The sequence below is a fragment of the Dactylosporangium sp. NPDC000555 genome (assembly GCF_040300025.1).
In the GTDB taxonomy this organism is placed as follows: domain Bacteria; phylum Actinomycetota; class Actinomycetes; order Mycobacteriales; family Micromonosporaceae; genus Dactylosporangium.
Map to the genome: position 1 here is coordinate 1 of NZ_JBEPDB010000042.1, position 24,004 is coordinate 24,004.

Genomic DNA, 24,004 nt, shown 5'->3' on the forward strand with positions numbered 1-24,004 from the left:
CACCACCCTGCTGCCCACCCGCCCCCCCCTGGGCGGGGGTACCCGCTTCACTCCGCCCGGGGCTTGGAGCGGGGGTGGGATGCGGCGGCAGCCGCATCCCACCCCAGTGTCTGGAGCGGTATGGCTAGATCAGCGTGACGGTAAGAACCGCGGTGTAGTTGCCGACGGGGGTGTCGAACGGAACGCCGAGGTTCAGGCCGCCGCCGCAGGTGAACTTGCCGGTGCTGGCGCCCTGGTTGGCCGAGCACAGCGTGTGTGCCGTGGAGAGGCCCTTGCCCGGGGTCAGTGCCGGACCGGCGACCACCTTCGGGGTCGTCGTGGTGCTGTGTTCGAGGTTCAGCGAGCCCGGTACGACGGCCGCGGCCGGCGCCCAGGCGAGGTTGGCGGCCGGGATGGTCGCCGTACCGGTACCGCGGAAGTCGCTCACCTGGCCGGTGAGGCTCCATCCGGCGTTGTTACCCCGCGGGTCCACGACGGTGATCGACTTGAGGGCACCCGAGACGATCTGGTCCTGACCGTTGAGCTGGACCTTGCCCAGGTCGATGGGCGTGTTGTCCGACACGCTCAGGCTCAGCGCGCCGCCGGTGACCTCGGTGACGATCGTCTGCTGGCCCGGGTCGACGCTGCCCACGTTGGCAACGGCGTTGACCATGCGGCTGTTGATCGGGTCGGGGTCGATGGTGGCGACGGTCAGCGTGTAGGAGCCCGCCTTGGTGTACGTGTGGGTTCCGGTGACCGAGTAGGTTCCGTTGCCCAGCGGTACCACCACCGCCGCGCTGTGCGTGTTGTCGCCCCAGTTGATCTCGGCGGTGAGGGACGCCGCCGAACTGCCGGTGACCCGGGCGACCTCGCCACTGAACGCGGTGCCCTGGCCGGCCATGATGGAGGCGCCCTTGACGGTCGGGGCCGGCGCGGCCACGACCTTCTCCGGCGTGAAGGGCAGAGCGATGGCGCGCAGCTGGCTGCCCTGCGCGTCGCCGTTCAGCTCCCAGGTGAACATGCCGTTGAGGCCGTTGTCCTTCGCGTACTGCGCCCGGATGTTGAGCGACTGCGCGTTCTCCTGGCTGCAGAAGCGCCGTTGCGCCGGGTCCCACACGTACGGCGACAGGACATACGGGTCCCAGTTGACCAGGGCGGTGGTGCCCGGCCTGAGGGCGTTCGCCATCGTGGCCGTGCCACAGCCGGTGGCCGTCCACTTCCGGTAGAGGCCGTTGTTCAGGTCGTCGACGGTCTGGAAGCCGCGGCTGAGCGTGAACTCCGCGCCCAGCGTGAGCTTGTTGGCCGGCACGCCCTGCGCCTGGTAGAGCTTCACCGCCGCGTCGATGCTGTTGTAGGGGTCGCCGCTGGTGTCCAGGGGGTGCTTGTAGAGCGGCTGGTTGAACATGGAGATCGGCGAGTAGCCGGTGCCCATGTCGTAGGTCATGATGTTGATGGTGTCGAGCGTCCGGCCCAGGGTCGCCAGGTCGAAGCTCTTCAGCACGTCGTACGGCGCGCCGGTCACGTTGTCGCCGGAGTCCTGCCAGCGGCCGGCCGGAAGCGCGGCGGTGACGAGGAAGTCGCGGCGGCTCTTGCCCTTCGAGTCCGCGTAGGCGTTGAGCTGGGTGCGGAACTCGTCGACCAGGAGGTTCATGTTCTCCCGGTCCTCGGCGCGGTAGCCGATGTTGTTCAGGCCACCGCTGACGGGGAACTCCCAGTCGATGTCGATGCCGTCGGCGACCCCGTTGGCGATGAAGGCGTCGATGCACGAGGTGACGAGCGTCTTGCGGCCGGCGTCAGTGGCGGCCGCGTCCGAGAAGCCACGGGCGCCCCAGCCGCCGAGCGAGCGGAGCACCTTGAGGCTCGGCTGCTTCTGCCGCTGAGCCTTCACGGCGTCGATGCCGGCCTGGGAGGCGGTGGTGCACCTGCCGTTGTTGATGGTGGAGAACGCCCAGTAGAAGTGGGTCACGAGCTCCATCCGGATGGAGCTGAAGTTCGGCGTGCCCTGCAGAAGGTACCCGCCCACCATCGGGCTGGTGGGCGCCGGCACCGTCTCGCCGGCGGCCGCCGGCTCCGCGCCCGCGGAGCCGGCGGCGGCGATCGCCGTACCAGCCGCCAACAGGCCGACCAGGCCGACGCGGGCCAGCTTGCCCATCCGCCCGCCGGGTCTGCGAGTGCTGGGTGGTTTCATACTCTTCCCTCCTGCGATCCAGGGACCGCGGTACTCAATGGGGGTAGGGGAGGAAAACGAAGCGTTCTTTCCTATTCCTACGGCACGCCCATGATCACGTCAAGGGGGCAGGGAGGGCATGGACCGGGGCACCGGCTACCGGCCGGTCCGGGGCCATCCCTGATCGAGCGTCCCGGGTATCGTCGATTCCGGACATACACACGGAAGGCAGGCTGGGCTGGTGGCCGACATACCCGCCGGTACCGCGGTGCTACGGCAGTTCAACACCTCGCTGGTGCTCGCTGCGGTGCGCCAGGCACGGCGCCCGCTGCGCATCAGCGAGATAATTAGCGTCACTCGACTAACCCGGCCGACGGTCGCTCAGGCCATCGAAGAGCTCAAAACCGGTGGCCTCGTCGTCGAGTCCACGGACAGTCCGGACGGGGTCCGCCAGGGCCGGCCGGCCGCCGTCTTCGAACTGCGCACAGGGGTCGATCCCGTTCTTGGCATCGACCTCGGGCCACACGCCGTGAAGGCCCGGCTGAGCGACCTGGGCGGCAACACGCTCGCCGCATCGGCCCGGGCGGTGGCCGGGCCTCACGACGCGGTAGCGGTGCTGGCCGGGGTGCGCCGGGTCATCGACTCCTGCCTGCGCGACGCGAACCTCGACAGTGCGCAGATCGCCGACGTGGTGGTCGGTTCCCCTGGAGTCGTGGACCCGGTCGCCGGCCGGCTACGGCTCGCCCCGAGCATGCGGGGCTGGGAAACCTTCAACATCACGAGCCACCTGGAGAAAGAGTTCCGGTGCCGGGTCCACCTGGAGAATGACGCCAACCTGGCGGCGGTGGCCGCGGCGAGCCGGCTGCCCGGCCGCACGATCATCGCGATCCAGTGGGGTGCGCGGCTCGGCGCGGGAATCGTGATCAACGGAATGCTCCATCGCGGCAAGGACAACGCCGCCGGCGAGGTCGGCCTGATCAGCTTCGACGACAACCTGGCCTTCGACCGGGACGGCAGCGGTCCGCTGGAGGCCCAGATCGGCAGCACGGGAATGATCAACCTGGCCCGTCACGAGTTCTCCGGCGTACCCACCACGCGACTGCGGTCAAACCGCAAGCTCACCGCGACGGACGTGTTCAGCGCCGCGGCCGAGGGCGACGAGCGGGCCATCGCCGTGCTGGACCACACCACGCGCGTCCTCGCCCGCGCCCTCAGCCCGGTCATCCTCGCGCTCAACCCCGACATCGTCGTCATCAGCGGCGGCATCGCCCATGCCGGTGACGTCCTGCTGGAGCACCTCAGGCGGCATCTGCAGGCCCGCACGTATTGGGTGCCCGAGCTGGAGCTGTCGGAGTACGCGGAGCACACGGTGGTCATCGGCAGCGTGGAGCTGGCCAGGCAGCACACCTGGGATCGGCGCCTGGCCGCGGCCAAACAGAAGCTGGAGCTGTCGGAGTACACGGAGCGCACAGCGACCAACGGCGGCCCGGAACTCGCCTGGTAGTACACCTGGGACCGGCCGCCTGGCCGCCCGAGCAGCATAAACAGCCCGGCCCGCCCGGTCCCGGCCCGGCATCGAATTCACAGCGACCTTGACGAAACCGGCCGCGTTGGTGGCAAGCGCGGCCGGGTGCTCGTGTCCGCGACGCTGGCCAAGCGGACGAGCTGACGCCCTAGCTGTGTGGATGCAATCGAGCCCTCGCCCTGGACGGTCGTGCATGGGTGCGCTAAGTTCTCGCCCAATAGAAAGGGAGCTTTCGAATAAGAGAAAGAAGCCTCCTATGAAGACACCCCTGTCACAGCGGTTACGCGCGCTCGGCGCGGCCACACTGCTCGCCTGCGTGGTCGGCGCCGGGACCGCCGTCGTCCTTGCCGCGCCGGCCCAGGCAGCACCGACCGCGCCGGGCACGCCGATCCCCCCGCATGTGTTCGCCCCGTACTTCTACAGCAACTCCGCCGCCGACACGCTGTTCCAGGCCAGCCAGGAATCCGGCGCGAAGTACCTGACCCTGGCCTTCCTGCAGACCCGCAAGCACGGGGACTGCACCGTCTACTGGAACGGCCGCGCCGACTCGCCGATCGGGCCGACCTACGCCGCCGGCATCGCCGCCATCCGTGCCGCCGGCGGCGACGTCTACCCCTCCTTCGGCGGAGCCGCCGCCACGTCCGGGTCGCTGACCGAGCTGGCCGACAGCTGCCAGGACGTCAACGCGATCGCGGACGAGTTCAAGCGGGTCATCACCGCGTACGACTTCACCCGCATCGACCTGGACATCGAAGAGGAGTCGCTGGCCAACCCCGTCAACTGGCCAGCCATCGACCGGCGCAACAAGGCCATCAAGATCGTTCAGGACTGGGCGAGAGACACCGGCCGTACGGTCGAGTTCGTCTATACCCAGCCGACCTTCACCGACGGCCTGAACAACGGCAGCATGTTCCTGCTGCAAAATGCGGTCAACAACGGCACCCGCATCGATGGCATCCACCTCATGACCTTCAACTTCTACGACGACATCTCCGAAGCGTGCAAGGCGAAGACCGGACCCCCGCATGACATGGCCGCGGCGACGTTCAAGGCCGCCAACGCGACCTACAACATCCTCCACGGGTTGTACCCGCAGAAGACCCCGGCCCAGTTGTGGGGCATGATCGGCATCATCACGATGCCTGGTCCGTCGGACTTCGGCGAGTGCGAGACGTTCACCACCGAGGACGCCGTGAAGGTGCTCAACTGGGCCATCCAGAAGAACATCCATGGCCTCTCGTTCTGGTCGCTGCAACGGGATCAGCGCGCTACCAGCCGGACGTACAACTGGAAGCCGTACCAGTTCACGCGGACCTTCGCGCCGTTCACGCATGGCGACAACTCGGCCCAGACGGCCATCACGGCCACGGTGACGGGTGGTCCGCTCAGCCTCTCCACCGGCGACATGTCACCGGTCGCGCTGCCGGCCGTCGCACTCAACGGCCAGGACCAGGTGGTGACAGGGCCCCTCGGCCACGTCACGGTGGTCGACGCACGGGGTACCAACGTCGGCTGGAGCCTGACCGGCCAGGTCAGCGACTTCCGGTCACCGGGGAACCAGACCATCGCCGCGGCGAACCTCGGCTGGGCACCGACCGCCAAGCTGGTGCCGGGCGGCATGAACCTGGTCCGCACCATCAGCGACTCGGTGGTCACGGCCGGGACGGCGAAGGCACCCGGCTCGGGCCTGTCCACGCCGCAGCCACTGTGCTCGTCCGCAGCCGGCGCGAGCACCGGGACGTTTGACTGCGGGGCCACCCTGAACCTGGGCGTGCCCTACAACGCGGCGCTGGGCACCTACACCGGCGTGTTGACTCTGACACTCGTCTGACCGACGATCCCAACACCGGGCGTCAGGGTGGTTCTCACCACCCTGACGCCCGGTCCCGTGCACAAAACAGGAGCGACCGTGACCGAGCTTGCCCGTCCCCGCATCCGATCCGGCCGTGCGATGGTCGCGGCCGGCCTCCTCGTGGCCCTGTCCAACGTATGGCCCGCCATACCGGCCGCGGCCGCACCCGCTGAGGACGCCATTCAGTGGGCCGTCGGCCCCGCGCCCTCCGTCAGCGGCGATGCCCGCGCCACCATCGACTACACCCTCCCGCCGGAGACCGAGATCACCGACCGGGTCGCCATCAGCAACCTCGGCAACGAGGCGCTGACCCTCGCCGTCTACGCCACCGACGCGTTCACCACGCCGGAGGGCAGCTTCACGTTGCTGACGGCCGACCAGCGACCCGTCGACCTGGGCAGCTGGATCAGCTTCGAAACGCCCACCGTCACCATCGCCCCGGGCACCACGGTCCAGATCCCGTTCCGTATGACGCTGCCCAAGGACGCCACACCCGGAGATCACGCGGCCGGCATCGTCGCCAGCCGTCAGGTCGCCGGCTCGGCCGACGGCAACACCCGCCTTGCGGTCGACCAGCGTGTGGGCACGCGCGTCTACGTGCGCGTCAACGGCGCGCTGAACCCCGACCTGTCCATCACCGAGCTGTCGGTCGACTACGGCGCGGCCATGTACCCGTTCCGCAACCGGGACGCCACCGTCAAATACACGGTGCGCAACGGCGGTAACATCCGGCTCGGCGGCACCGGGGCCATCTCGCTGCTCGCACCGTTCGGGGCCCGCATGGCGAAGTCCCAGCCGTTGTCGATACCGCCGCTGCTGCCCAACGAATCCTTCACGGGCACCATCACGATCGGCGGCGCGTTCCCGGCCGGCCGGGTAACGGCCCGGATGGACCTCGACGGTCTGAACCCGCCCGGCGTGGTACCGCTGGACACCCCGCACCAGCGCCAGAGCACCACGACTTGGGCGGTACCGTGGCTGCTCGTCGCCGTCCTCGTCGTCATCCTGCTGGCCTGGCCCGGTCGCCGCATGCTGCGCACCGGCTACTCGCGCGTCCTTCGCCGCAACCGCTGACCGGACAGCGTGCCGTGTTCAGGGTCCATGCCCTGCGCGGCCCTCCCGTCGCGGTTCGCCACGCTGCCTGACAGCGCACGGCGGCCGGGCTTCCCCGCCGGCCGCCGTGCGCGACCGCCGTGATGACGACCCGATCAGGCGGGCAGCGGCCAGATCGAGACGTGGTCGAGCCGGCAGGTCAGCAGCGTCGCCGTGGTGATGCACTGGGGCGGGGTGGACCAGTGCCCCGTCCGGCCGAGCACCGTCACCCCGCCGGTCACGACGTCGAGCCGCGCGATCAACGTACCGCCGGCGGCATTGTGGCTCGCGACCAGCACGCCGGGCCAGGCCAGGCCGCCGAATACGTCCCAGCCGTCGATCCGCCGGACAATCCGGCCGGTTGCCGCGTCGAGGACGACCCCGCCCTGCGACGGCGCCGTGACGTCCTGCGTGGACCGCGTGGCCAGCAGATATTGGTTGTCGAGCCGGCCGAGGCCCGTCCATCGTCCGTCCAGGCGCCACAGCTCGCGGCCGGTCCCGGCGTCCAGCACGACAGTGGTACCCCCGATCCCACTGCACAACGCCCGCCCGCACCACCACAGGAGCACACCGTCCGGCTCGTCCGTGCGCTGCCACAGCCGCCGGCCGGTGGCCAGGTCGAACACGGCACTGCTCAGCATGGTGCCCCGGCCGGATCGGTAGGCGAGCAGCCGGTCGCCGGAGATCTGGAAACCGTGGACCTGGCCGGGACGGTCCAGCTGGACCGTCCGCACGATCTCGGCCGTCTCGGCGCTGCGCACCCGCAGCGTGCCGTCGGGGTCGAGTTCGGCGATCTCGACGCGAGCGCGCGCGTCGCCGGACTCCACCTGCTCGATGTACACGAACTCGCGCGTGCTGCCCGGCGGCGTTTCGAGCGACCAGCGCACGTCGCCGGTGCGGATGTCGATGCCGGCCAGATACGGAGTGGGGCGCTGCTGTTCCTGTCCCGGGTCGGCGCCCGGCGGGTACGCGTCGGCGACCACGACACCGAGCGCACCGGCAGAGCCGTAGAACGACGGCACGTAGCCGGTCTGCCGCCACACCTGCGCACCTGTGACGGCATCGAGCCCCACCACCGTCGACGCCGACCTGTTCTCCGGCTCCTCGACGGCCAGCACCACCCGCGCACCGTCCACCGCGGCGAGGTGCGCACCGGCCGCGACCGGGACGGCCCACCGCCGGGCGCCGTCCCGCACCCGGTACGACTCCACGAAGGCCCGCGCCAGGTCGGGCTGCCGCAGCAGGTACACGGAGCGCCCGTCGCTGCGGAAGGCAATGACCCCGTCACCGCGCAGCACCACCGACGGGGTCAACGGCGTGATCGGGCGGGCGCCGGTGACCAGCGCGAGCACCCCCACGAGCAGCAACCCGAACGGCCACCAGCGCTCCCCCGGCCGGCGCCGGGCCACCCCGCCGAGCGGTTCGCGGCCGGCGCTCGCATCGAGGTCGATCACGACGATCGGCGGCGCGCCGCGTTGGTGCCCCATCCGCTCAGCATCCCACGGACCGTACACGTTGTCTGTCCCGGCCCGCACCCGGCGGCGCTGCCCCACGACGGTTCCACAGTGGACGTTGTCTTGCCGAGCGGCGTAGCGGTCCCAACCGCGGTGACCGGCCCGGCCACCGCCGACTGCCGGGGCGCCCGGCGAAAACAGAGATATGTTATACATCATTTACTTGGTAGGATCATCCCCGAGCACGCTTCGCTGAACCACCGCGGATGACCCGCGGCGGTTCCGTACGGCTAGAAAGAAGGCGCAGTGAGCGAGACCCGACGAGTTGCGATCATCACCGGAGCCGCGCGTGGGATCGGGGCCGCCACGGCCCAGCGGCTTGCGCAGGACGGCCACCCCGTCGCCGTTCTGGATGTTGACGAGGCTGCGGTCAACGCCACAGCCGAAGCCGTCATCGCTCAGGGCGGGCAGGCGTTGGCCGTGACCGCCGATGTCTCTGACGCCGCCGCCGTCGAGGCCGCTGTCGAGCGGGTCGTCGACAAGCTCGGTGCGCCATCAATCCTTGTCAACAACGCCGGCATTACGCGCGACAACCTGCTGTTCAAGATGAGCGAAGACGATTGGGATGCGGTTCTGACCGTCCACCTGCGAGGCTCGTTCTTGATGACCCGTGCCGCGCAACGGCACATGGTGGACGCCGGCTGGGGCCGCATCGTCAACCTGTCTTCGACTTCAGCCCTGGGCAACAGGGGCCAAGCGAATTACTCCGCTGCGAAGGCCGGCATGCAGGGCTTCACGAAATCTCTCGCCCTCGAGCTGGGTCGATTTGGCATTACCGCCAACTGCATCGCGCCTGGCTTCATCTCCAGCGAGATGACGAAGGCGACGGCAAAACGACTCGGGGTGCCGTGGGAGAAGTACGAACAGGATCGAGTGTCCGCGATCCCGGTACTGCGCGCCGGTCAGACCGAGGACATCGCCCATGCCGTGTCCTTCTTTGTCGACGAGCGATCGGGGTTCATATCCGGACAGGTGCTCTACGTCGCCGGCGGGCCGCGTGGCTGACTTTGTGCGCGGCCGGTCGCTGATCCTCGGATCATCGCGGGCGTGACGGCGGTCGTGATCGCCGGCGTGGCGACGGTGTCCGTGTGGCGCGTGCGGGCCGCCCGACAGCCGCGCCCCGGCGACACCGTCTCGTTGCGCGACGGGCGCGTCACATTTCGGATGCCCCAGGGATGGCGGCGCGTGACCTGTCCCGACGGTACTTCCGGCTGCGTGTTCCTACGTACGCCGCGCGGGGCCGACGACGCCATCGCCGTCTTCGTTGTGACGCCGAGGCCGTATGCCTTCGGGGCTGACGTCGCGGCAGTCGACGTCGTGTTCGCCAACGATCCCGCCACCTCGCCGGGCGGTCGGTCCTTCATTGTCGACGGCGCGCCGTTCGCCCGGGTACGCGTCGATGCGGTGACGACCCCGCCCGCACAGCCCGCCACGACCGTGGTGACGGGACATCTGCACAACGGCGACACGGTCTCCATAACGTGCACCGAGACGGCCGAGCCCAACCTCGTCCGCGCCGGGTGCGAGCTGGTCATCGGCTCGCTACACATTCAACAATGACGGTACCGGCGCAGTTCTGGATGGCTTACCAGACTGCATGCAGCGTCGACCGGTGCCGGCTCACGCTCGCCGTCGATACTGGATCGGAGCTGGACTAAACGATCGCGGTCGCTGAGGTCCTCGACCGCATCCCGCCCGGCGCTCGCGGTGCGACGGAGGAACCCGGCGAGGGAACTCCGGATCCGCTGGACCCATACGCTCACCGGCGAGCAAGGTTCGCCGTACGCCGCCAAGTCTTCCGCAACCTGCTGCCACCACTCGCAGCTGTACACGTGGGAACTGGTCCGCCACGTGTCGCGCCTGCTGGCCACCGAACGCCGCACTCGCCGCACCCGCCGCGGAACTCTGGCGCTGACCCGCTGCTACCAAGCGCTGCCGGTGCTGGTGTGGTTCCGCAAAACGAGGATGAGCCGAGTGCGGCGTCTCCCGGGCCGCCCAGGCCCCTGACCTGCACGAAGCGCTGACCGCCTCGCCGAGACGACGACCAGCGTCAAACCCGACGCGCCACCAAGGCATCCGCGCGACTGGAGCTGCGCCCAGCCGCACCTACCCACCCGGGCTGACACTGGCAACGAGGGCGCCGGACACAGCACGAATCCTTGCTGAGATCACGTCACTGCATCGGGTTGAGCCAGACGGCGATGATCTGACAGGCGTTCGGGCTCAAGCCGCACTGCGACAAACGGCGCCACCCTGCCTGCGGGCCAGAGCGGCTCAGCCGGCGTGGCCGGCTGAGCCACCAAGGGTGACCGTTGGGGATCCCCGGGAGCCTCAGCCGCCCGGACGTGTGGCTCGCCCCGCTCCCGCTAGAAGCGACGCGGGGATGTCTACGGCCATCCGCCGGACGTCCTTCTCCGAAAAGCCAAGCTCGACGAGCCGGTCGGCCGCGAGTTGGAGGCCGAGGACCGGCGGCGGGTTATGAAACTGGCCGAGGTCGGACGCGAGCACGCATTTCTCGGGCCCCGCCAGCGAGATGATTTCCGCGATCCGCTCCGGCGAGCCCACCGGGTCGTCGCCCAGGAGCGTGTGAGCGCATACCTCGATCAGGCCGCCGAGCCCGGTGAACTCGGTGACGAACGCGTCCGTCATGTCCCGCCCCGGCCCGGCCTTGGACTCGAGGACGTGCGTCGCCAGGACCGGTCCCCTTCCCCGCATCGCCGCTGCGACGGCGATGTGCTCGCGGAGCGAGATGTGGCCGGTTGCGACAACGGCACCGTGCGCCACGCAGAGATCGAGGATCTCGCGCGCCGGCCCGACCAGCACGTCGTGGTCGTCGCAGACCGCGATGCCGGGCTCGGGCACGCCGAGCCGCCGGCCGATCGTCGGCCAGTCGACAGTGCCACTGGTCGTGGGCAGCCAGACGATCCCCGCCCCCAGTTCGAGCGCGGCCCGCACCGCGTGCGGGTTGAGCCCCCCGTTGGGGACGTCGCACGTGACAGCACCGACGACGCGGATGTCGAAGAGCTCGTCCAACGCCGCGGCCAGGCCGGTGGTGGGCTGGTCGTGGCTCTTCAGGACAATGCCGGCATGACCGGCGGCCTGCGCCTGCCGGACCGCCTCGACCGCCGTCACGCTGCGCTTGACCTGGCGGTCCGGGCCGAAGTGTACGTGGAGATCGACGGCACCGTTGAGATCGACGCTCACCCGTCCTCCCATCCCGCCCCGTCCGTCCTCATGACTTCGCGATGGGCCGGAAGAGCCGGTCGCGTCCACCGATGATCACGTCGTTCTCGCCTCGGGCGCCCATCACGAAGTTCGCCGCCGAGATGGTGCCCAGCTCCCAGGGCCCGAGCTCGGCGGAGCCGTGCCAGTCGTGGACCACCAGGCGGTAGGCGACCTTCCAGTCTCCGTCGCGGCGCTCGAACCGGTCGAGGTAGCGCGACGACGAGAACTGTGTGGACGACGAGCCCTTGACCTGCTGAATGGAGAACACCCCGGCCTCGGAGACCGCGACGTCGCCGTCGAGCTCGATGAGATGGTTCATCACGCGGTGGATGGCGAACTCCGTCTCGGCCTGGCGCTCTCGGACGTAATGCTCCGCGAACTCGTACGCGAGCATCGCGTTGTCGCCGTGATCGTCCACCGCCTCCGGGTAGAAGGCCGACCGGATGAGGTCAACGTCGCACCTGTCGATCCCGCGGCAGTAGCGGAAGAGCGCCTCCGCGATCTGCTGCTTGTCGACCAACTGCCGAACAACGTCATCGTTCACTGCGCGCCTCCGTCCAACCCCGGCCGTCGCTACCCCTGCGACCGGGGAAGAATGACGTCCTCGTACTTCACCTTGCTGTAGTCCTTGCCGACGCCCGCCGCGATCGTCTTGTCGAAGCCGCTGCGCGTGCACTTCACGCCGTCGCCGCCCTTAGCGTTGACGACCGTCGTCCACGCCGAGTCGAATACCTTCTGGTCGAGTTTGGGGAACCAGTCGGTCCGGACCTTCTCCCTTACGGCGTCGGTGTTCGCCTGCTTCAGCTTGCGGGCCTCGGCGAGCGAGTCGACGAGCGCGTTGACCGCATCCATGTGCTTCTCGACCCAGTCCTTACGCGCGAAGATCGTCCCTGAGAACGCCCCGTCGAAGAGGTCCAGGAAGTCGCCGTTGGGCACGGAGATGTACACCGACGCCTCGCCGTCTGCGACGTTCTGCTCCAGCACGCCCGGGCTGTACGCGGCGCCATCGAAGCGCTTCGTCTTGATGCCACCGACGATCGCGGACGTGTCACCGAGCCCGACGACCTGGACGTCCTTGTCCGGATCCATGCCGCTGGCCTTGACGATCTGCCGCACCATGTCGTTGTTCTGCGAACCGGCCGCGGACGTGGCGATCGACAGGCCCTTGAGGGCCTTCGCCCGGTCGGCGAGCGGGGCGGTCGGCGGGACGCCGATCCGCGCGATGATGTCGTTGCGCAGGTAGATCTGCATGTAGCGCTGATCCGTGCACGCGAGTATCTCCAGCGGTGCGCCGGCCTGAATCGCGTCGAGGGTCGCCGCGCTCGCGGACGACACGTCGGCCGCACCGGACATCACCGCGGCGATGTTGTTGGTGTCAGACGCACCGGAGGCATTGAACTGCAGGTTCAGGCCGTGCTTGGCCGCGATCCCCATCGAGGCCATGGTCAGCGATGTCGACGTTCCGAGCGAGGCGCCCGGGTTCAGTTGGCGAACGAGCATGCCGCCCGGCGGGGGCGCCCCGTTCGCGGGAGCGGCACCGCCGGAACCGGCGGGGCTGCCGCACGCGGCGAGCACCAGTGCGGCCACGGCCATCGTTGGCGCCCAGGCGGCATGTCCGGTCTTGGGGGGTCGGCGCATCGTCATCCTCCTTGATGAAAATGCAGATGGGGGTGTCCAGCCGTGTGGCTCGGCGCGCGGGAGCGCCGCCGAAGTTATGGGACAACACTGCTGAGCAGGCGCTCAGCGCTCGCCGCTGGCCTTCCAGATCAAGGCGCGCCGGGTCAGCCTCCCGACCACCCGGTCCAGGGCCACACCGATGATGGCCAGGGTCGCCAGCGCCGCGAACGTACCCGCCGCGTTGAACTGGCCGGCGTTGATCGATACCAGGTAGCCAAGGCCGCGGTTGGAGGCGAGGATCTCCGCGACGACCACGCCGATCAGCGCCTGGGGGATCGAGATCTTCAGGCCGGCCACGACCCAGACGAGCGCGGAGGGCAGCCGGACCTTGAGGGCGATGTCCCGCCGGCTGCCGCCCAGGATCTTGATTGCGTCGACGAGCTCCCGGTTCACCTCTCGCACACCGAAGTAGGTGTTGTAGAACATGAGGAAGAAGACGACGAGCGCGGCGATCACGACCTGCAACTCTCGCCCGATGCCGAACCAGAGCACCAGCAGCGGCACCAGGGCGAGCTTGGGCAGGCTGTAGACCGAGGTGATGAACGGCTCGGTGATCTCGGCGAGTCGTGGCGACCCGCCGAGCAAGTAGCCGAGGACGACGGCGATGACGCCGCCTACCGCGAAGCCAAGCAGTGCCGAGTAGAACGTGCTCGACGCGTTGTACCAGAGCGTCCCATCGATCAACCAGCCCCACCAGGTCTGCCAGACGGCGGTTGGGGTGCTGATGAAGAAGCTGTCGATGACTCGCCCTGACAGGGCCTGCCATAGGGTGATCAGGAGTACGACAAGGAAGATCTGGATCCCGAGGTTCTGCGAGCGCCGCCGGTTGCGGCGGCGGGCGGTCCGTCCAGACGGAGCTGCCGGCACCGTGTCGGGCGCGGACGTCGCCCTCGCGTCGACTGTCTCGGTCATGTCAGTGCCCCTCCCGGTCTTCGGTCCGGCGAACCGCGGCCAAAGCCGAGTGGACCTCACGCTCGAGCGCGACGAAGGCGGGCTCGAATCGGAGAGTCTCCAAGTCCCGACCCTGGCCGAAGGCGACGTCGAGAACGCTGACAGGCCGGGCCGGCGACCCGCCGATGACGACTATGCGGTCCGAGAGCAAGACCGCTTCGTGGATGTCGTGCGTCACGAAGATCACGGCCTGGCCGATGCTCTCCACAGTGCGCCGCAACATCGTGTGCATCGTGCTACGCAGTTGGGCGTCGAGCGCGGCGAACGGCTCGTCCATCAGCAACATCTTCGGTTGGTAGATCATGCTACGTGCGAGCAGCGCACGACGCTTCATGCCGCCGGACAACTGCGCCGGGTACTTGTCGCGGGCCTCTGTGAGCTCCATCAGCGCGAGAGCCTCACCGACCCTGCGGACGCGCTCGGCCTTTGGGACGTTGCGGAGCTTCAATGGGAGGGCGACGTTGTCGTGCACGGTCCGCCACGGCAGGAGCGTGTCTCCCTGCGTCATGTAGCCGACCGATGTGTTGGTCTGGTTCACGTTCTTGCCGTCGAACTCGACGGTGCCGCGGCGAGCCCGAAGCAGTCCCGCGATCACGTTGAGGATCGTCGACTTGCCGCAGCCAGACGGCCCGATCAGGGTTACGAACTCGCCCTGCCGGACCGCGAGGTCCACGTCGCTCAGCACGACGTCCTCCGCGCCGTAACCGATCTCGACGCCAGTGAGCCGGGTCAGGGGGGCCTGCGCGGTCTCCGTTGTCATGGCTGACATATCTCTACCTATTCGTGAGTGTCCCGATGCCGGCCCGGTCGGGTCGCCTGATCCGGGCTGAAGAACCAGCCCGCCACCGACCGCAGGTTCGAGCGGTCCGGCGCAGCTTCGCCAGCTCATTCCAGACGCTCGTGGCGCCGAGGCGGACAAGGGCGCCAGGGTGGGTCCACGCAGGAGCGCGGGCGTAACCGCGTCCGGCCGCCAGTACTCGCGACCGAGGTCATCGCGCTATCACGTCGGCGCGTTCGGACATCGTCCTACCCGAGCCCAGTGGAATGAACGGGCAGACAACTTTCCCGTTCCAACAGTGCAGTACGGCCATTGGTCTGGGCCTCACTCCGTTGTTCTCGGCGGCGGGGGTGAGACATGTCTCGTTCAGTGATGGCGATACTATATGCAGCTTTTCCGGCTCGTCAAGACTCTCGCCTGATCAGCGGGGACCACGTCTTCACCTCCACGCTGCCCGAGAAAGAGATCACCCAACTGCTCGCCGACTACGAGCGGCGGGGCGAACCGCTGCCGCTGGCGGCCGAGCACACCATCCACGACCGGGCCGCCACCGGGTGGTCACCGGAGGACCCGTCGAGCCGGCTCTCTCTCGGGCTGCTGGCCCACCAGGCCGGGTTCACCCAGTTCTGGCGGCAGTGGATCCCGCACCTGCGGGCCAGGATCGGGGCGACCCTGGCCGTCGTCGGCCGCGCTGACGGGGACGGCTCTCTGTCCTGGACGCTGCCACTGGACCGCCTGGAAGCCGTCGCGGTGGTCGGCATCGTCCGCACCGCCGCGATCATCCCTGCCGGCCGCGGTGTCCGGAATGCGATCGTCCGAGCTGATGGAACTGGAGGTCGGCAGTTGTCGCCCAACTGAGCACTACGGTCCCGGGTCGGTCCGCTACCGGCTGGCCAGCAAATTCATCAAAGGCCAACAGTTGGGCGGCCTCGCCGACGAATGGGTCGTCATCGAACCCGCCTACCGCGCCGCTCATCTCCGAGAACGGGGTGCCGCTGCTGGGCAGGTTCGCCTTTGATGTCCGCTACACCTGGTTCCGCAACTGGGTCAACGGCTCGGCCTGACTCCCGTCCCCGAAGCCCCAGTCAGTCTCCGGACTCTCCGTCGCACGCTGGCGATCGAACTGGCCTACCGCCCCGGGGGCTTGCTCGCGGCAAAACTGCACCTCAAGCACATCGCGACGGCCGAGCACGCCACACAGACCAAGACCTTCCTGGGCAGCCTCGGCCCCACACGCAAGACCGAACGAGCCCGCCTGCAAGCCGACCACCACCGCACCCTGGCCGTCCTGGACGCCATCGACACCGCCGCCCATGGCGGCGCAGGACGTGCCTGCGATCTGCGTCGACCGACCATCATGTTCGCCGTGATCACGGAGTAAAAATGCACAAAAAGCAGCACGTTCGCTCCGTGATCAAAGAGAACTCCGTGCACTGCGGGCGCCAGACGCATGACCACGGAGACTTTGCTTGGCGGACCACCGCTGCCAGCCAATTGATGGTCGCTCTTCATCGAGTGATGTGCCGATGGGCACAAGCGATCTCAAAAGAAGAGGGCTGGCCACGGCAAGGTCGTCGTGATCACCGGCGCCGGAGGCCGGCTGGACCGGGATGGGGGAACGGGCGCGCCGCCATCTACGCCCGGGGAGCGCGGCCGGTCGTCGGAGCGAGGCGGTGCGGGCCTGGGCAGCCGGCGTCCATTGGGATTTGCCGGGACGGGCGCGACCTAGTGTCGGCGGTGAGCACCGGCCCCCTGGGCTGCTCGCCACCGAGCGTGCCGCCCACCCGCCTCAGACGCGTTCGAAGAGGGCGGCGAGGCCCTGCCCGCCGCCGATGCACATCGTTTCCAACCCGTAGCGGGCGCCCCGGCGGTCCATCTCACGGGTCAGCGTGGCGAGGATCCGCCCGCCCGTGGCGCCGACGGGGTGGCCGAGCGAGATCCCGGACCCGTTGACGTTGAGCCGGTCGAAGTCGCTCGAGGCGAACCCCCACTCCCGTGTACAGGCGAGCACCTGAGCGGCGAACGCCTCGTTCAGCTCGATCAGGTCGACGTCCTTGAGCGCGACTCCGGCCACGTCAAGAGCCTTCGCCACAGCCGGCACCGGACCAATGCCCATCGTTTTCGGCGGCACCCCGCCCACGCCCCAGGAGACCAGTCTCGCGAGCGGGCGCAGCCCCAGCTCCTCGGCCTTCCGCCGGCTGGTGACCACACAGATCGCCGCCCCGTCGTTCTGACCCGAGGCATTGCCCGCGGTGACGGTGGCGTCGGCGTCCTGCTTGCCCATGATCGGCCGCAGGGTGGCCAGCTTCTCGACCGTGGAATCGGCCCGGATGTGCTCGTCGGCGTCCACTACCGTGTCGCCCTTGCGGCCCGTCACCGTGACCGGGACGATCTCGTCCACGAACCGGCCCGCGGCCTGCGCCGCCGCCGCGCGCTGGTGCGATCGGACCGCGAACTCGTCCTGCTCCTCGCGCGGAATCGCGTACTCGGCGCGCAGGTTCTCCGCCGTCTCGATCATCCCGCCCGGCACCGGGAAGTTGGCTCCACCCGCGGTGACCCGGCCCCGAGCCAGTGCATCATGCATCATCACACCGGGGCCCGCCTTCGCGCCCCAACGCATCGCGGTGGAGTAGAAGGGCGCATTCGACATCGACTCAGCGCCGCCGGCCAGGACCACCTCCGAGGCGCCGGTCTGGACCTGCATCGCCGCGTACAGCACCGCCTGCAGTCCCGAGCCGCAACGACGGTCGATCTGCAGGCCCGACACGGTGACCGGCAGCCCGGCATCGAGCGCGGCGACCCGCCCGATCGCGGGGGCGTCCATCGACGGGTAACAGTTGCCCAGCAGCACGTCGTCCACCGACTCCGGCGCCAGCCCGGTGCGATCGAGCAGTGCGCGGATCACCGTCGCCGCCAACGTATGCGCCGGCACATCCCGGAGGGAACCGCCGAAGCCTCCGACCGGGGTCCGCAATGGCTCACAGATCACCACGTCACGCATGAGTCTCCCTTTGAGTCAATCGCCGGGCCGCCGGGTGGCAGCCCGATGTGGGGCCGGACGACGATCCGCGCCCCGTGTTGGCCGTCGCGACGTCGGCGATCCGCTGCCGCCGGGCGATGTCGATCAGGTCGTCGATCGCCCGCCGAAGATCAGGACCGCCGGAGGACGGCGAACGCACCTCCCCCCGTCGGGGGCCCGGGGTTGGTGACGAACGCCGTCCGGGCGTCGCGCACGGCGCGGCAGACCCCATCTGTGTGAGAGTGCTCGCCGTCGGCCCAGTTCGGGCACCGGTCGGGGACCTCGTTACGCAGCTGGCGCACGCCCTCGATCACCCGGTACAACGACGGCTTGCCATTGTGGCTGTATGACTGTAGGCCACCGTCGGTGCAGGTGGGATAACGGCCGTTCAGCTCCATCACGCCCGACTCGACGAAGTCCGCCGCCTCGCCGGGCTTGCAGAAGCCGTACATCTCGAACTCCATCAGCACGCCGATGGCGAAGTGATCGTAGAGCTGCACAACATCGATGTCCTGGTGGGTGATGCCGGCCCGGCGCATGGCTTCGGTGACGAACGCGCCCTCGTTCGGCACGGCGTCGAGCACCGGCGCCTCGAAGTACGACGGGTAGGGACGCTGGTTCGCGCCGGCCAGCACCGAGATCGGCGCCTTCGGGGTGTCGGCCGCACGATCGGTCCGCGTCATGATCAGCGCGTGCCCGCCGTCGTTCACCGCGGAGCACATCAGCAGGGTCAGCGGGCTCGCGATCGGACGCGACGCGAGCACGTCCGCGGCCGTGAACGGGCCGCGGCCCTCGTAGATCGCGCCCGGGTGGATGCTGCCGTAGTTGCGGATCGTGGCCGAGGCACGGCCCATCGCGTGGAGCGCCTTGTCACCGTACTCATGGATGTAGCGCTGGGCGGCGAGGCCGTACTGCACCGATGTGAACGATCCCGACCAAGCGGTGAACTCGTGCTCGGGCCGGGTCCAGACGGCCGTGGCCCCGGCGTCGGGCACCCGGCAGTTGCCGACGACGACCGCCGCCGTGTCGATGAGCCCTGCCGTGATCGCGGCGGCGGCGTCGAGGACGGCCGGGATGCCGAACATCGAGCCGCCCCACCTCAGCGGCCGGCCGATCTGCTTCGCCCAGAACGCCTCGGGGAATGGGGGCGAGCCGGCGGGCCAGCCCGAGGTGGACGCGTAGACGCAGTCGACCTCGCCGATCGTCATTCCGGCATCGTCAAGCGCGCCGAGGAGCGATTCGAGGGCGAGCGAGAAGCCGGTACGCGGATGAAGGCTGCGCCCGACGGCGGTGGTGTGCACCCCCACGATCCGCGCGCCATCGAGGAAAACACTCATGCCGTAGTCCCCTGCTCGGCTCGGGTGAACAGCGGCAGCGCCAGGTCGCCGTGCCGCTCGAAGGACACCTGCACGGGCATGCCGATCGTGACGGACTCGGGGTCGACGTCGACCAGGCGGCTCAGCATGCGGGGACCCTCCTCGAGCTCGATGATCACCACTACGTAGGGCACCCCGAACGCGGGGGTCTGCGGGCGCCGGACGATCGAGTAGGAGTACACGGTGCCGCGACCACTGACCGGCTCCCAGACGAGGTCCTCGCTCAAACATTCGATGCACGCCTGCTGGGGGGTCCACTGGTAGCTGGCGTCGTTCGGGCACCGCTGCAGCACGAGGGTGCCCCCGGCGGCGGCGGTCCAGAAGGGCTGGGTCCGGGGTGAGGGCACCGGCAGGGGGATCTCACCGACTGGGTCGGCGGCGGTCGTCGTGCTCATGGCGCTCTACTCACCGTCCCGGCTCGGGCAGCGCGACGGTCGCGGACGCCGGCATGATCGTCTTCGCCTCGTCTCCGTCCATCTTCTGACCGGCGAGCTCGATGTCCACGAGGTGCTGCCCGTCCTTCTCGCGGGTGCGGACCACCCGGCCCGTGAAGCGGAGCTGATCCGGCAGCAGCGCGGCGCCACGGTTCTGGGTCGAGAACTCGAGCAGCCGGCCGCCCCCGCCGATCCAGTCGGTGACGGTCCGGACGAGCAGGGCCGCCTGCAGCGGGCCGTGCACGACGAGATCCCCGTAACCCTCGACCTCGGTGGCCCAGGTGCGGTCGTAGTGGATGCGGTGGCCGTTGAAGGTCGCGGCGCTGAAAAAGAACATCTGCACCGGGTCCACGGCGAGCCTGCTCGCTGGCAGCTCCATGCCGGGTTCGACGTCCTCGAACCAGCGTTCGATGGTCATGTGACTCCTCGGAGGTCGGTGGCCGGGTCAGCCCGCGGGCCGGGCGATCAGCCGGGACGTGGACTCGGCGATCAGCTCGCCGTCCTGCCTGCGATACGTGTTCCGCGAGGTCAGCAGGACGAACGAGCCCGAGCGGCCCCGCTTCTCCTCGATCCCGGCGAGGGTGCGCGTGTGCTCGACGACATCGCCGTCGTAGACCGGGAGGTGGAAGCGCCAGTCGACACCGCCCGCCATGATCCGGGGGCAGTCCGGCAGCGGGATGCCGGCAGCGTCGCCCGTCGCGGCGCCACCGTCCTTGCGCAGCTCGTCGAGCCGATAGGCGCCCATGACCAGGTACTGCAGGAACAGCGACGGGAGGATCGCGCCGCGGTAGCCGTACCGGCGCGCGTACGCGTCGTCGTGGTAGAGCGGGTTGGCGTCGCGCACGGCGGCGGCGTACCGCTGGCCCTCGCGGAGCACCGCGACCCCGGAGGTACGCATGATCTCCTGGCCGACCAGTGCCAGCGTTTCGTCGGGGACGAGGGACACGGGTCCTCCTCTCGCAAGTGGCGGCAGCGCGTCAGACGCGCTGCCGGTCGGTGACGACGCCGGCCTCGACCAGGGCGTCGTACTGCTCGTCGCTGTAGCCGAGCAGCGTCTTGTAGACGTACTCGTTGTCCTCGCCGAAACCCGGGACGGGACGGCCGTAGCGCAGCTCGAACCCGCCTTCGACCCGCCACGGGTGGCCCGGGTAGCGGTGGGTGCCGACGTTGGGGTGGCTGCGGACCTTGAACCAGTCGCGGGCCTCGAGTTGCGGGTCCTGCAGCACCCGCTGCTCGGTCATCACCTCACCGGCCGGGATGCAGAGGCCCTGGAGCGCCTCGACGATGTCATCCGTGCAGCGGGGTGCGGTCCAGGCGCCGATCATCTCGCGCAGGGCGTCGGCATTCGAGCGCCAACGCCCCTCCGCGACCAGCTCGGTGAAGTCGGTGCCCAGCAGCGACCCCAGCGCGGCCCACTCCCGGTCCGAGCGCACCGTGATGGCGACCCATCGGTCGTCCTCCTTCGCGGGGAAGACGTCCTGGAAGAAGTGCACGTCGCCGTTGCCGAGCGTGTCGGGCACCCGGGCGTTCACCTGCCAGTCGATCAGGTACTCGCCGATCTCCTGCATCTCGTGCTCGGCCTGAGCGAACTCGATCAGGCCGCCGAGACCGGTCTGCTCGCGATCGAGCAGCGCGCACATGACCGCGAAGGCGACACCCGCGGGCGATCCCTCGTCCATGTGGTTGTTGTCGCCGGCCGAGTCGCTGCCCTCGCCCGGATAGCCGTCCATCGCCGCGATCCCGACAAGAGCGTTGAAGTTCGGCCCGTAGCCGCGGAAACCGGACTGCGGGCCGCTCAGCCCGAACGCGGCCATCCGCACCACGATCAGCCGCGGGTTGAGCTCGAGCAGTTCCTCGTGGCCCAGGCCGAGCTTTTCCAGGGTACCGGCGGCGTTGTTCTCGACGAAGACGTCGCTCAGCGCCAGCAGGCCCCGGGCCGCCTCGCGACCCTCGGGGGACTCGAGATTCACGTTGGCGGAGAGCTTGTTGCGGGCGTGCCAGTTGAAGACGGCCGACCGGTCGTAGGGCCGGGCGCCCGGGTCGTGGTCGGGGAAGTTGTTCGCCGGCCAGCCGAGCTTGCGGACGCTCTCCGGCGTCAGCTTTGCCGACGCCTGCCGGCTCGCCCGGTTGCTGCCCTCGATCCGGATGACCTCGGCGCCCAGGTCGCCCAGCAGCGCGGTGGCGCCCGGCCCCGACCAGGCGACCGTCAGATCGACGACGCGGATCCCGTCCAGCGGTCCAGTCACGTCAACATCTCCTCGGTCGCCGCCGCGGCAACCGTCGCGGCCGCGAGCTCGTCACGGATCTCGGCCGAGTGCTGGCCGAGGGTTGGAGCGGCCCGCCGCAGCCGGTAGCCCCCGCGCATGCGCCAGGGTTGGCCGACGTACTCCAGCGGGCCGGCCTTGGGGTGTTCGGCCCGCACGAACAGGCCGCGTGCCCGATAGTGCGCCAGGGCATGGACCTCGCTGACGTCGAGGATCGCGCTGACCGGGATCTTCATCGCCTGCGCGCGATCCATGACCTCGTGCTTCGAGCGCGCGGCGACGTACGCCCGCAGCCGGGCGGCGAACTCCTCGGCGTGCGATCCGCCGCCGGGCTCGCTGTCGGCGAAGCGCTCGAGGAAAGCCTGGTCGCCGTCGGCGACCAGGGCGACCAGGCGCAGCCAGAACCGCTTCTGGGTGACGTAGATCTGCAGGTGACCGTCGGCCGCCTCGAACTTCCCGGTGAAGGCGGACCCACCGCGGTGCGGGCTCTGGACACCGCGGGGTGCGTTCGCGCCGGAGTAAGACGACGCCAGCAGGAACGCGGCGCGGCGGTCCGCGCCCGAGAGCAGGATCTCGAAGCCGGACAGGTCGAGCACCGCGCCGGTGCCGGTCCGCCGGGCGGAGAGCAGACCGGCCAGCGCGCCGGCCGCGGACGTCCGGCCGATCGTGTACTGCTCGAGCAGGCCCGGTTTGCGCAGCGGCGGCCGGTCGGCCTGGCCGGTGGCGTGGATGGGCCAGCCCATCGCCTGCAGCGTCAGTCCGCTCGCCTCGTAGCCGGCATACGGTCCGGTCTGCCCGAACGGCGTGATCCGGGCGAGGACCAGCCGCGGGTTGACCGCGTGCAGCTCGGCGGGCCCGAGACGGAGGCGCTCGAGGTGTCCGGGCCGGAAGGACTCGACCACGACGTCGGCCCGCCGCACCAGGGCGAGCAGCACGTCGCGGTCCGCCTCGTCGTGCAGGTCGAGCTCGATCGAGCGCTTGTTGACGTTGAGGTGCAGAAACAGTGCCGACCGCTCCGGATCCGGGCGGTCGCCGGGGAACGGTCCCCAGGTCCGGGTGAGGCTGCCCTCGGCCGGCTTCTCGACCTTGATCACGTCGGCGCCGAAGTCGCCGAAGAGCCTCGCGGCGAACTCCCCCGAGGCCCACCTCGACAGGTCCAGGACCGTGATGCCGGAGAGCACCTGCCGCTGCGGCGCGAGCCCGGCGCCGGTCATCGGAGCACCAGCTCCTGCTGGCACGCCTTCGTGAGGATGGCACGCACCGTGCTCTGGAGGTCGTTCTGCTCCGCCGTCTGCGTGAGGTCCATGCCGGACTACTCCTCTGGTCGACGTCGGCCCGGGCGCACCGATTCGACACGGGCACACCTCTGAGCCGTAATAGTGAGTTGGCCGTACAAGGGATCATCGACCGCTGAACACCGGCGGGCGGCGGTCGAAGAAGGCCGTCCGCCCTTCCCGAAAGTCGTCGCTGGCCAACAGGTTCGTCTGTACCGACAGCTCCAGATCGAGAAATTCGGTCAGCCCCGTCGAGGCACCGGCCACCAGGGCCCGGACGCCGGCGGTCGCGAGCGGCGCTGCCGCAGCCATCCGCCGGGCCTCCGCGCTCGCGCTGGACAGCGCCTCCCCATCGGGCACGCTGACGTCCACGAGCCCCAGTTCAGCGGCCCGGTCCCGCTTGAGGACCATGCCGCCGAGCAGAACCCGACGGGCGGGCACGTGACCGAGCCGCCGGGCGAGCGTCCATGCCAGGCCGGTGTCCGGTGCGAGGCCGACCCGGCCGAAGGTGCAACCGAAGATCGCCGACTGCCCGGCCACAACGACGTCACACGCCGAGGCGAGCGCCATCCCGGAGCCGTACGCACTGCCTTCCACGGCCGCCAGGACCGGCTTCGGTCCCTCGACGACCAGTCGGAGGATCGTGTGCATCTCCCCCATGCGGGCGCGGGCCAGGTGCGGCTCCGTCGGCATCGAGCGCAGCTCGCCGCCGGCGCAGAAGTGACCACCCTCGCCGTGGAGCACGATCACCCTGACGTCTGGGTCGGACTGCGCCGAGGCGAGGTCCGCGAGTAACGCACGCCGGGCCCGGTCATCCAGGCTGTTGCGTGCGCTCGGGTTGTCGATGGACACGATCGCCACTGCGGAGTCGCTCATC

Annotated in this window: 22 protein-coding genes; 7 read left to right on the top strand and 15 right to left on the bottom strand. The window is 69.5% G+C overall.

Features of this window, described 5'->3' with window-relative positions; all coding sequences use genetic code 11:
- Positions 1–124: 124 nt before the first annotated feature.
- On the bottom strand, positions 125–2,167 hold the full coding sequence (locus tag ABT297_RS23845; protein ID WP_350553332.1) for a glycosyl hydrolase family 18 protein: 2,043 nt from the start codon (positions 2,165–2,167) through the stop codon (positions 125–127).
- 220 nt (positions 2,168–2,387) lie between these two features.
- On the opposite strand from ABT297_RS23845, the gene ABT297_RS23850 reads away from it, so the two are divergent.
- From ABT297_RS23850 to ABT297_RS23860, 3 genes are all read left to right on the top strand, one after another.
- Positions 2,388–3,650 carry an ROK family protein gene (locus tag ABT297_RS23850; protein WP_350553334.1) on the top strand — a complete coding sequence of 421 codons (1,263 nt, stop codon included), beginning with the start codon at positions 2,388–2,390 and terminating at the stop codon, positions 3,648–3,650.
- 277 nt (positions 3,651–3,927) lie between these two features.
- On the top strand, positions 3,928–5,502 hold the full coding sequence (locus ABT297_RS23855) for a glycosyl hydrolase family 18 protein (RefSeq protein WP_350553336.1): 1,575 nt from the start codon (positions 3,928–3,930) through the stop codon (positions 5,500–5,502).
- Between the two features lie 78 nt (positions 5,503–5,580).
- Positions 5,581–6,597: an Fn3-like domain-containing protein gene (locus tag ABT297_RS23860; RefSeq protein WP_350553338.1), complete on the top strand. Its 1,017-nt coding sequence runs from the start codon at positions 5,581–5,583 to the stop codon at positions 6,595–6,597.
- A 134-nt stretch (positions 6,598–6,731) separates the two neighbouring features.
- Here the strand turns inward: ABT297_RS23860 and ABT297_RS23865 are convergent, their stop codons facing one another.
- The gene (locus ABT297_RS23865) at positions 6,732–8,102 is read right to left on the bottom strand and encodes an outer membrane protein assembly factor BamB family protein (protein ID WP_350553340.1); all 1,371 of its coding nucleotides are present in this window, start codon (positions 8,100–8,102) and stop codon (positions 6,732–6,734) included.
- A 273-nt stretch (positions 8,103–8,375) separates the two neighbouring features.
- Between ABT297_RS23865 and fabG the strand changes: the two genes are divergently transcribed.
- Together fabG and ABT297_RS23875 are read left to right on the top strand one after the other, a co-directional pair.
- Positions 8,376–9,134, top strand: coding sequence for a 3-oxoacyl-ACP reductase FabG (gene fabG / locus ABT297_RS23870; RefSeq protein ID WP_350553342.1), 759 nt, complete (start codon positions 8,376–8,378; stop codon positions 9,132–9,134).
- 42 nt (positions 9,135–9,176) lie between these two features.
- The gene (locus tag ABT297_RS23875) at positions 9,177–9,689 is read left to right on the top strand and encodes a hypothetical protein (protein WP_350553344.1); all 513 of its coding nucleotides are present in this window, start codon (positions 9,177–9,179) and stop codon (positions 9,687–9,689) included.
- Between the two features lie 771 nt (positions 9,690–10,460).
- Here ABT297_RS23875 and ABT297_RS23880 read toward each other — a convergent pair.
- The 5 genes from ABT297_RS23880 to ABT297_RS23900 all read right to left on the bottom strand — a co-directional run bounded on the left by ABT297_RS23880 (position 10,461) and on the right by ABT297_RS23900 (position 14,667).
- On the bottom strand, positions 10,461–11,333 hold the full coding sequence (locus tag ABT297_RS23880) for a DUF6282 family protein (RefSeq protein ID WP_350553346.1): 873 nt from the start codon (positions 11,331–11,333) through the stop codon (positions 10,461–10,463).
- 28 nt (positions 11,334–11,361) lie between these two features.
- On the bottom strand, positions 11,362–11,898 hold the full coding sequence (locus tag ABT297_RS23885; protein ID WP_350553348.1) for a nuclear transport factor 2 family protein: 537 nt from the start codon (positions 11,896–11,898) through the stop codon (positions 11,362–11,364).
- Between the two features lie 29 nt (positions 11,899–11,927).
- On the bottom strand, positions 11,928–12,992 hold the full coding sequence (locus ABT297_RS23890; RefSeq protein WP_350553350.1) for an ABC transporter substrate-binding protein: 1,065 nt from the start codon (positions 12,990–12,992) through the stop codon (positions 11,928–11,930).
- Positions 12,993–13,094: 102 nt separating this feature from the next.
- Complete coding sequence (locus ABT297_RS23895; protein ID WP_350553352.1) at positions 13,095–13,943, bottom strand: ABC transporter permease; 849 nt, start codon at positions 13,941–13,943, stop codon at positions 13,095–13,097.
- A gap of 1 nt (position 13,944) precedes the next feature.
- Positions 13,945–14,667, bottom strand: a complete 723-nt coding sequence (locus tag ABT297_RS23900) for an ABC transporter ATP-binding protein (RefSeq protein WP_350553354.1) — start codon at positions 14,665–14,667, stop codon at positions 13,945–13,947.
- Positions 14,668–15,132: 465 nt separating this feature from the next.
- Here ABT297_RS23900 and ABT297_RS23905 point away from each other — a divergent pair, with 465 nt between their 5' ends.
- The gene (locus ABT297_RS23905; RefSeq protein WP_350553356.1) at positions 15,133–15,618 is read left to right on the top strand and encodes a hypothetical protein; all 486 of its coding nucleotides are present in this window, start codon (positions 15,133–15,135) and stop codon (positions 15,616–15,618) included.
- A gap of 286 nt (positions 15,619–15,904) precedes the next feature.
- Entirely contained in the window at positions 15,905–16,141 is a 237-nt protein-coding gene (locus ABT297_RS23910) for a hypothetical protein (protein WP_350553358.1), read from the top strand.
- Positions 16,142–16,549: 408 nt separating this feature from the next.
- Here ABT297_RS23910 and ABT297_RS23915 read toward each other — a convergent pair whose 3' ends face one another.
- The 8 genes from ABT297_RS23915 to ABT297_RS23950 form a co-directional block, all read right to left on the bottom strand.
- Entirely contained in the window at positions 16,550–17,761 is a 1,212-nt protein-coding gene (locus ABT297_RS23915) for an acetyl-CoA C-acetyltransferase (protein WP_350553360.1), read from the bottom strand.
- A 149-nt stretch (positions 17,762–17,910) separates the two neighbouring features.
- Positions 17,911–19,116 carry a thiolase family protein gene (locus tag ABT297_RS23920; RefSeq protein ID WP_350553362.1) on the bottom strand — a complete coding sequence of 402 codons (1,206 nt, stop codon included), beginning with the start codon at positions 19,114–19,116 and terminating at the stop codon, positions 17,911–17,913.
- The gene (locus tag ABT297_RS23925; protein WP_350553364.1) at positions 19,113–19,550 is read right to left on the bottom strand and encodes a Zn-ribbon domain-containing OB-fold protein; all 438 of its coding nucleotides are present in this window, start codon (positions 19,548–19,550) and stop codon (positions 19,113–19,115) included. Before ABT297_RS23925 ends, ABT297_RS23920 begins: the two co-directional genes overlap by 4 nt.
- A 10-nt stretch (positions 19,551–19,560) precedes the next feature.
- Entirely contained in the window at positions 19,561–20,007 is a 447-nt protein-coding gene (locus tag ABT297_RS23930; protein ID WP_350553366.1) for a MaoC/PaaZ C-terminal domain-containing protein, read from the bottom strand.
- A gap of 27 nt (positions 20,008–20,034) precedes the next feature.
- On the bottom strand, positions 20,035–20,535 hold the full coding sequence (locus tag ABT297_RS23935; protein ID WP_350553368.1) for a MaoC family dehydratase: 501 nt from the start codon (positions 20,533–20,535) through the stop codon (positions 20,035–20,037).
- 31 nt (positions 20,536–20,566) lie between these two features.
- Positions 20,567–21,835: a CaiB/BaiF CoA transferase family protein gene (locus ABT297_RS23940; protein WP_350553370.1), complete on the bottom strand. Its 1,269-nt coding sequence runs from the start codon at positions 21,833–21,835 to the stop codon at positions 20,567–20,569.
- The gene (locus tag ABT297_RS23945; protein ID WP_350553372.1) at positions 21,832–23,067 is read right to left on the bottom strand and encodes a CaiB/BaiF CoA transferase family protein; all 1,236 of its coding nucleotides are present in this window, start codon (positions 23,065–23,067) and stop codon (positions 21,832–21,834) included. Before ABT297_RS23945 ends, ABT297_RS23940 begins: the two co-directional genes overlap by 4 nt.
- Before the next feature lie 186 nt (positions 23,068–23,253).
- Positions 23,254–24,003 carry an enoyl-CoA hydratase/isomerase family protein gene (locus ABT297_RS23950; protein WP_350553374.1) on the bottom strand — a complete coding sequence of 250 codons (750 nt, stop codon included), beginning with the start codon at positions 24,001–24,003 and terminating at the stop codon, positions 23,254–23,256.
- Between the last annotated feature and the right edge of the window lies 1 nt (position 24,004).

What these genes read in the sequence shown, in the direction of transcription:
- ABT297_RS23945 (WP_350553372.1), bottom strand. Translation starts at nt 23,067, where the DNA reads ATGACCGGCGCCGGGCTCGCGCCGCAGCGGCAGGTGCTCTCCGGCATC.
- ABT297_RS23905 (WP_350553356.1), top strand. Translation starts at nt 15,133, where the DNA reads ATGGCGATACTATATGCAGCTTTTCCGGCTCGTCAAGACTCTCGCCTG.
- ABT297_RS23855 (WP_350553336.1), top strand. Translation starts at nt 3,928, where the DNA reads ATGAAGACACCCCTGTCACAGCGGTTACGCGCGCTCGGCGCGGCCACA.
- ABT297_RS23930 (WP_350553366.1), bottom strand. Translation starts at nt 20,007, where the DNA reads ATGACCATCGAACGCTGGTTCGAGGACGTCGAACCCGGCATGGAGCTG.
- ABT297_RS23895 (WP_350553352.1), bottom strand. Translation starts at nt 13,943, where the DNA reads ATGACCGAGACAGTCGACGCGAGGGCGACGTCCGCGCCCGACACGGTG.
- ABT297_RS23890 (WP_350553350.1), bottom strand. Translation starts at nt 12,992, where the DNA reads ATGCGCCGACCCCCCAAGACCGGACATGCCGCCTGGGCGCCAACGATG.
- ABT297_RS23845 (WP_350553332.1), bottom strand. Translation starts at nt 2,167, where the DNA reads ATGAAACCACCCAGCACTCGCAGACCCGGCGGGCGGATGGGCAAGCTG.
- ABT297_RS23915 (WP_350553360.1), bottom strand. Translation starts at nt 17,761, where the DNA reads ATGCGTGACGTGGTGATCTGTGAGCCATTGCGGACCCCGGTCGGAGGC.
- ABT297_RS23920 (WP_350553362.1), bottom strand. Translation starts at nt 19,116, where the DNA reads ATGAGTGTTTTCCTCGATGGCGCGCGGATCGTGGGGGTGCACACCACC.
- ABT297_RS23950 (WP_350553374.1), bottom strand. Translation starts at nt 24,003, where the DNA reads ATGAGCGACTCCGCAGTGGCGATCGTGTCCATCGACAACCCGAGCGCA.
- ABT297_RS23925 (WP_350553364.1), bottom strand. Translation starts at nt 19,550, where the DNA reads ATGAGCACGACGACCGCCGCCGACCCAGTCGGTGAGATCCCCCTGCCG.
- ABT297_RS23865 (WP_350553340.1), bottom strand. Translation starts at nt 8,102, where the DNA reads ATGGGGCACCAACGCGGCGCGCCGCCGATCGTCGTGATCGACCTCGAT.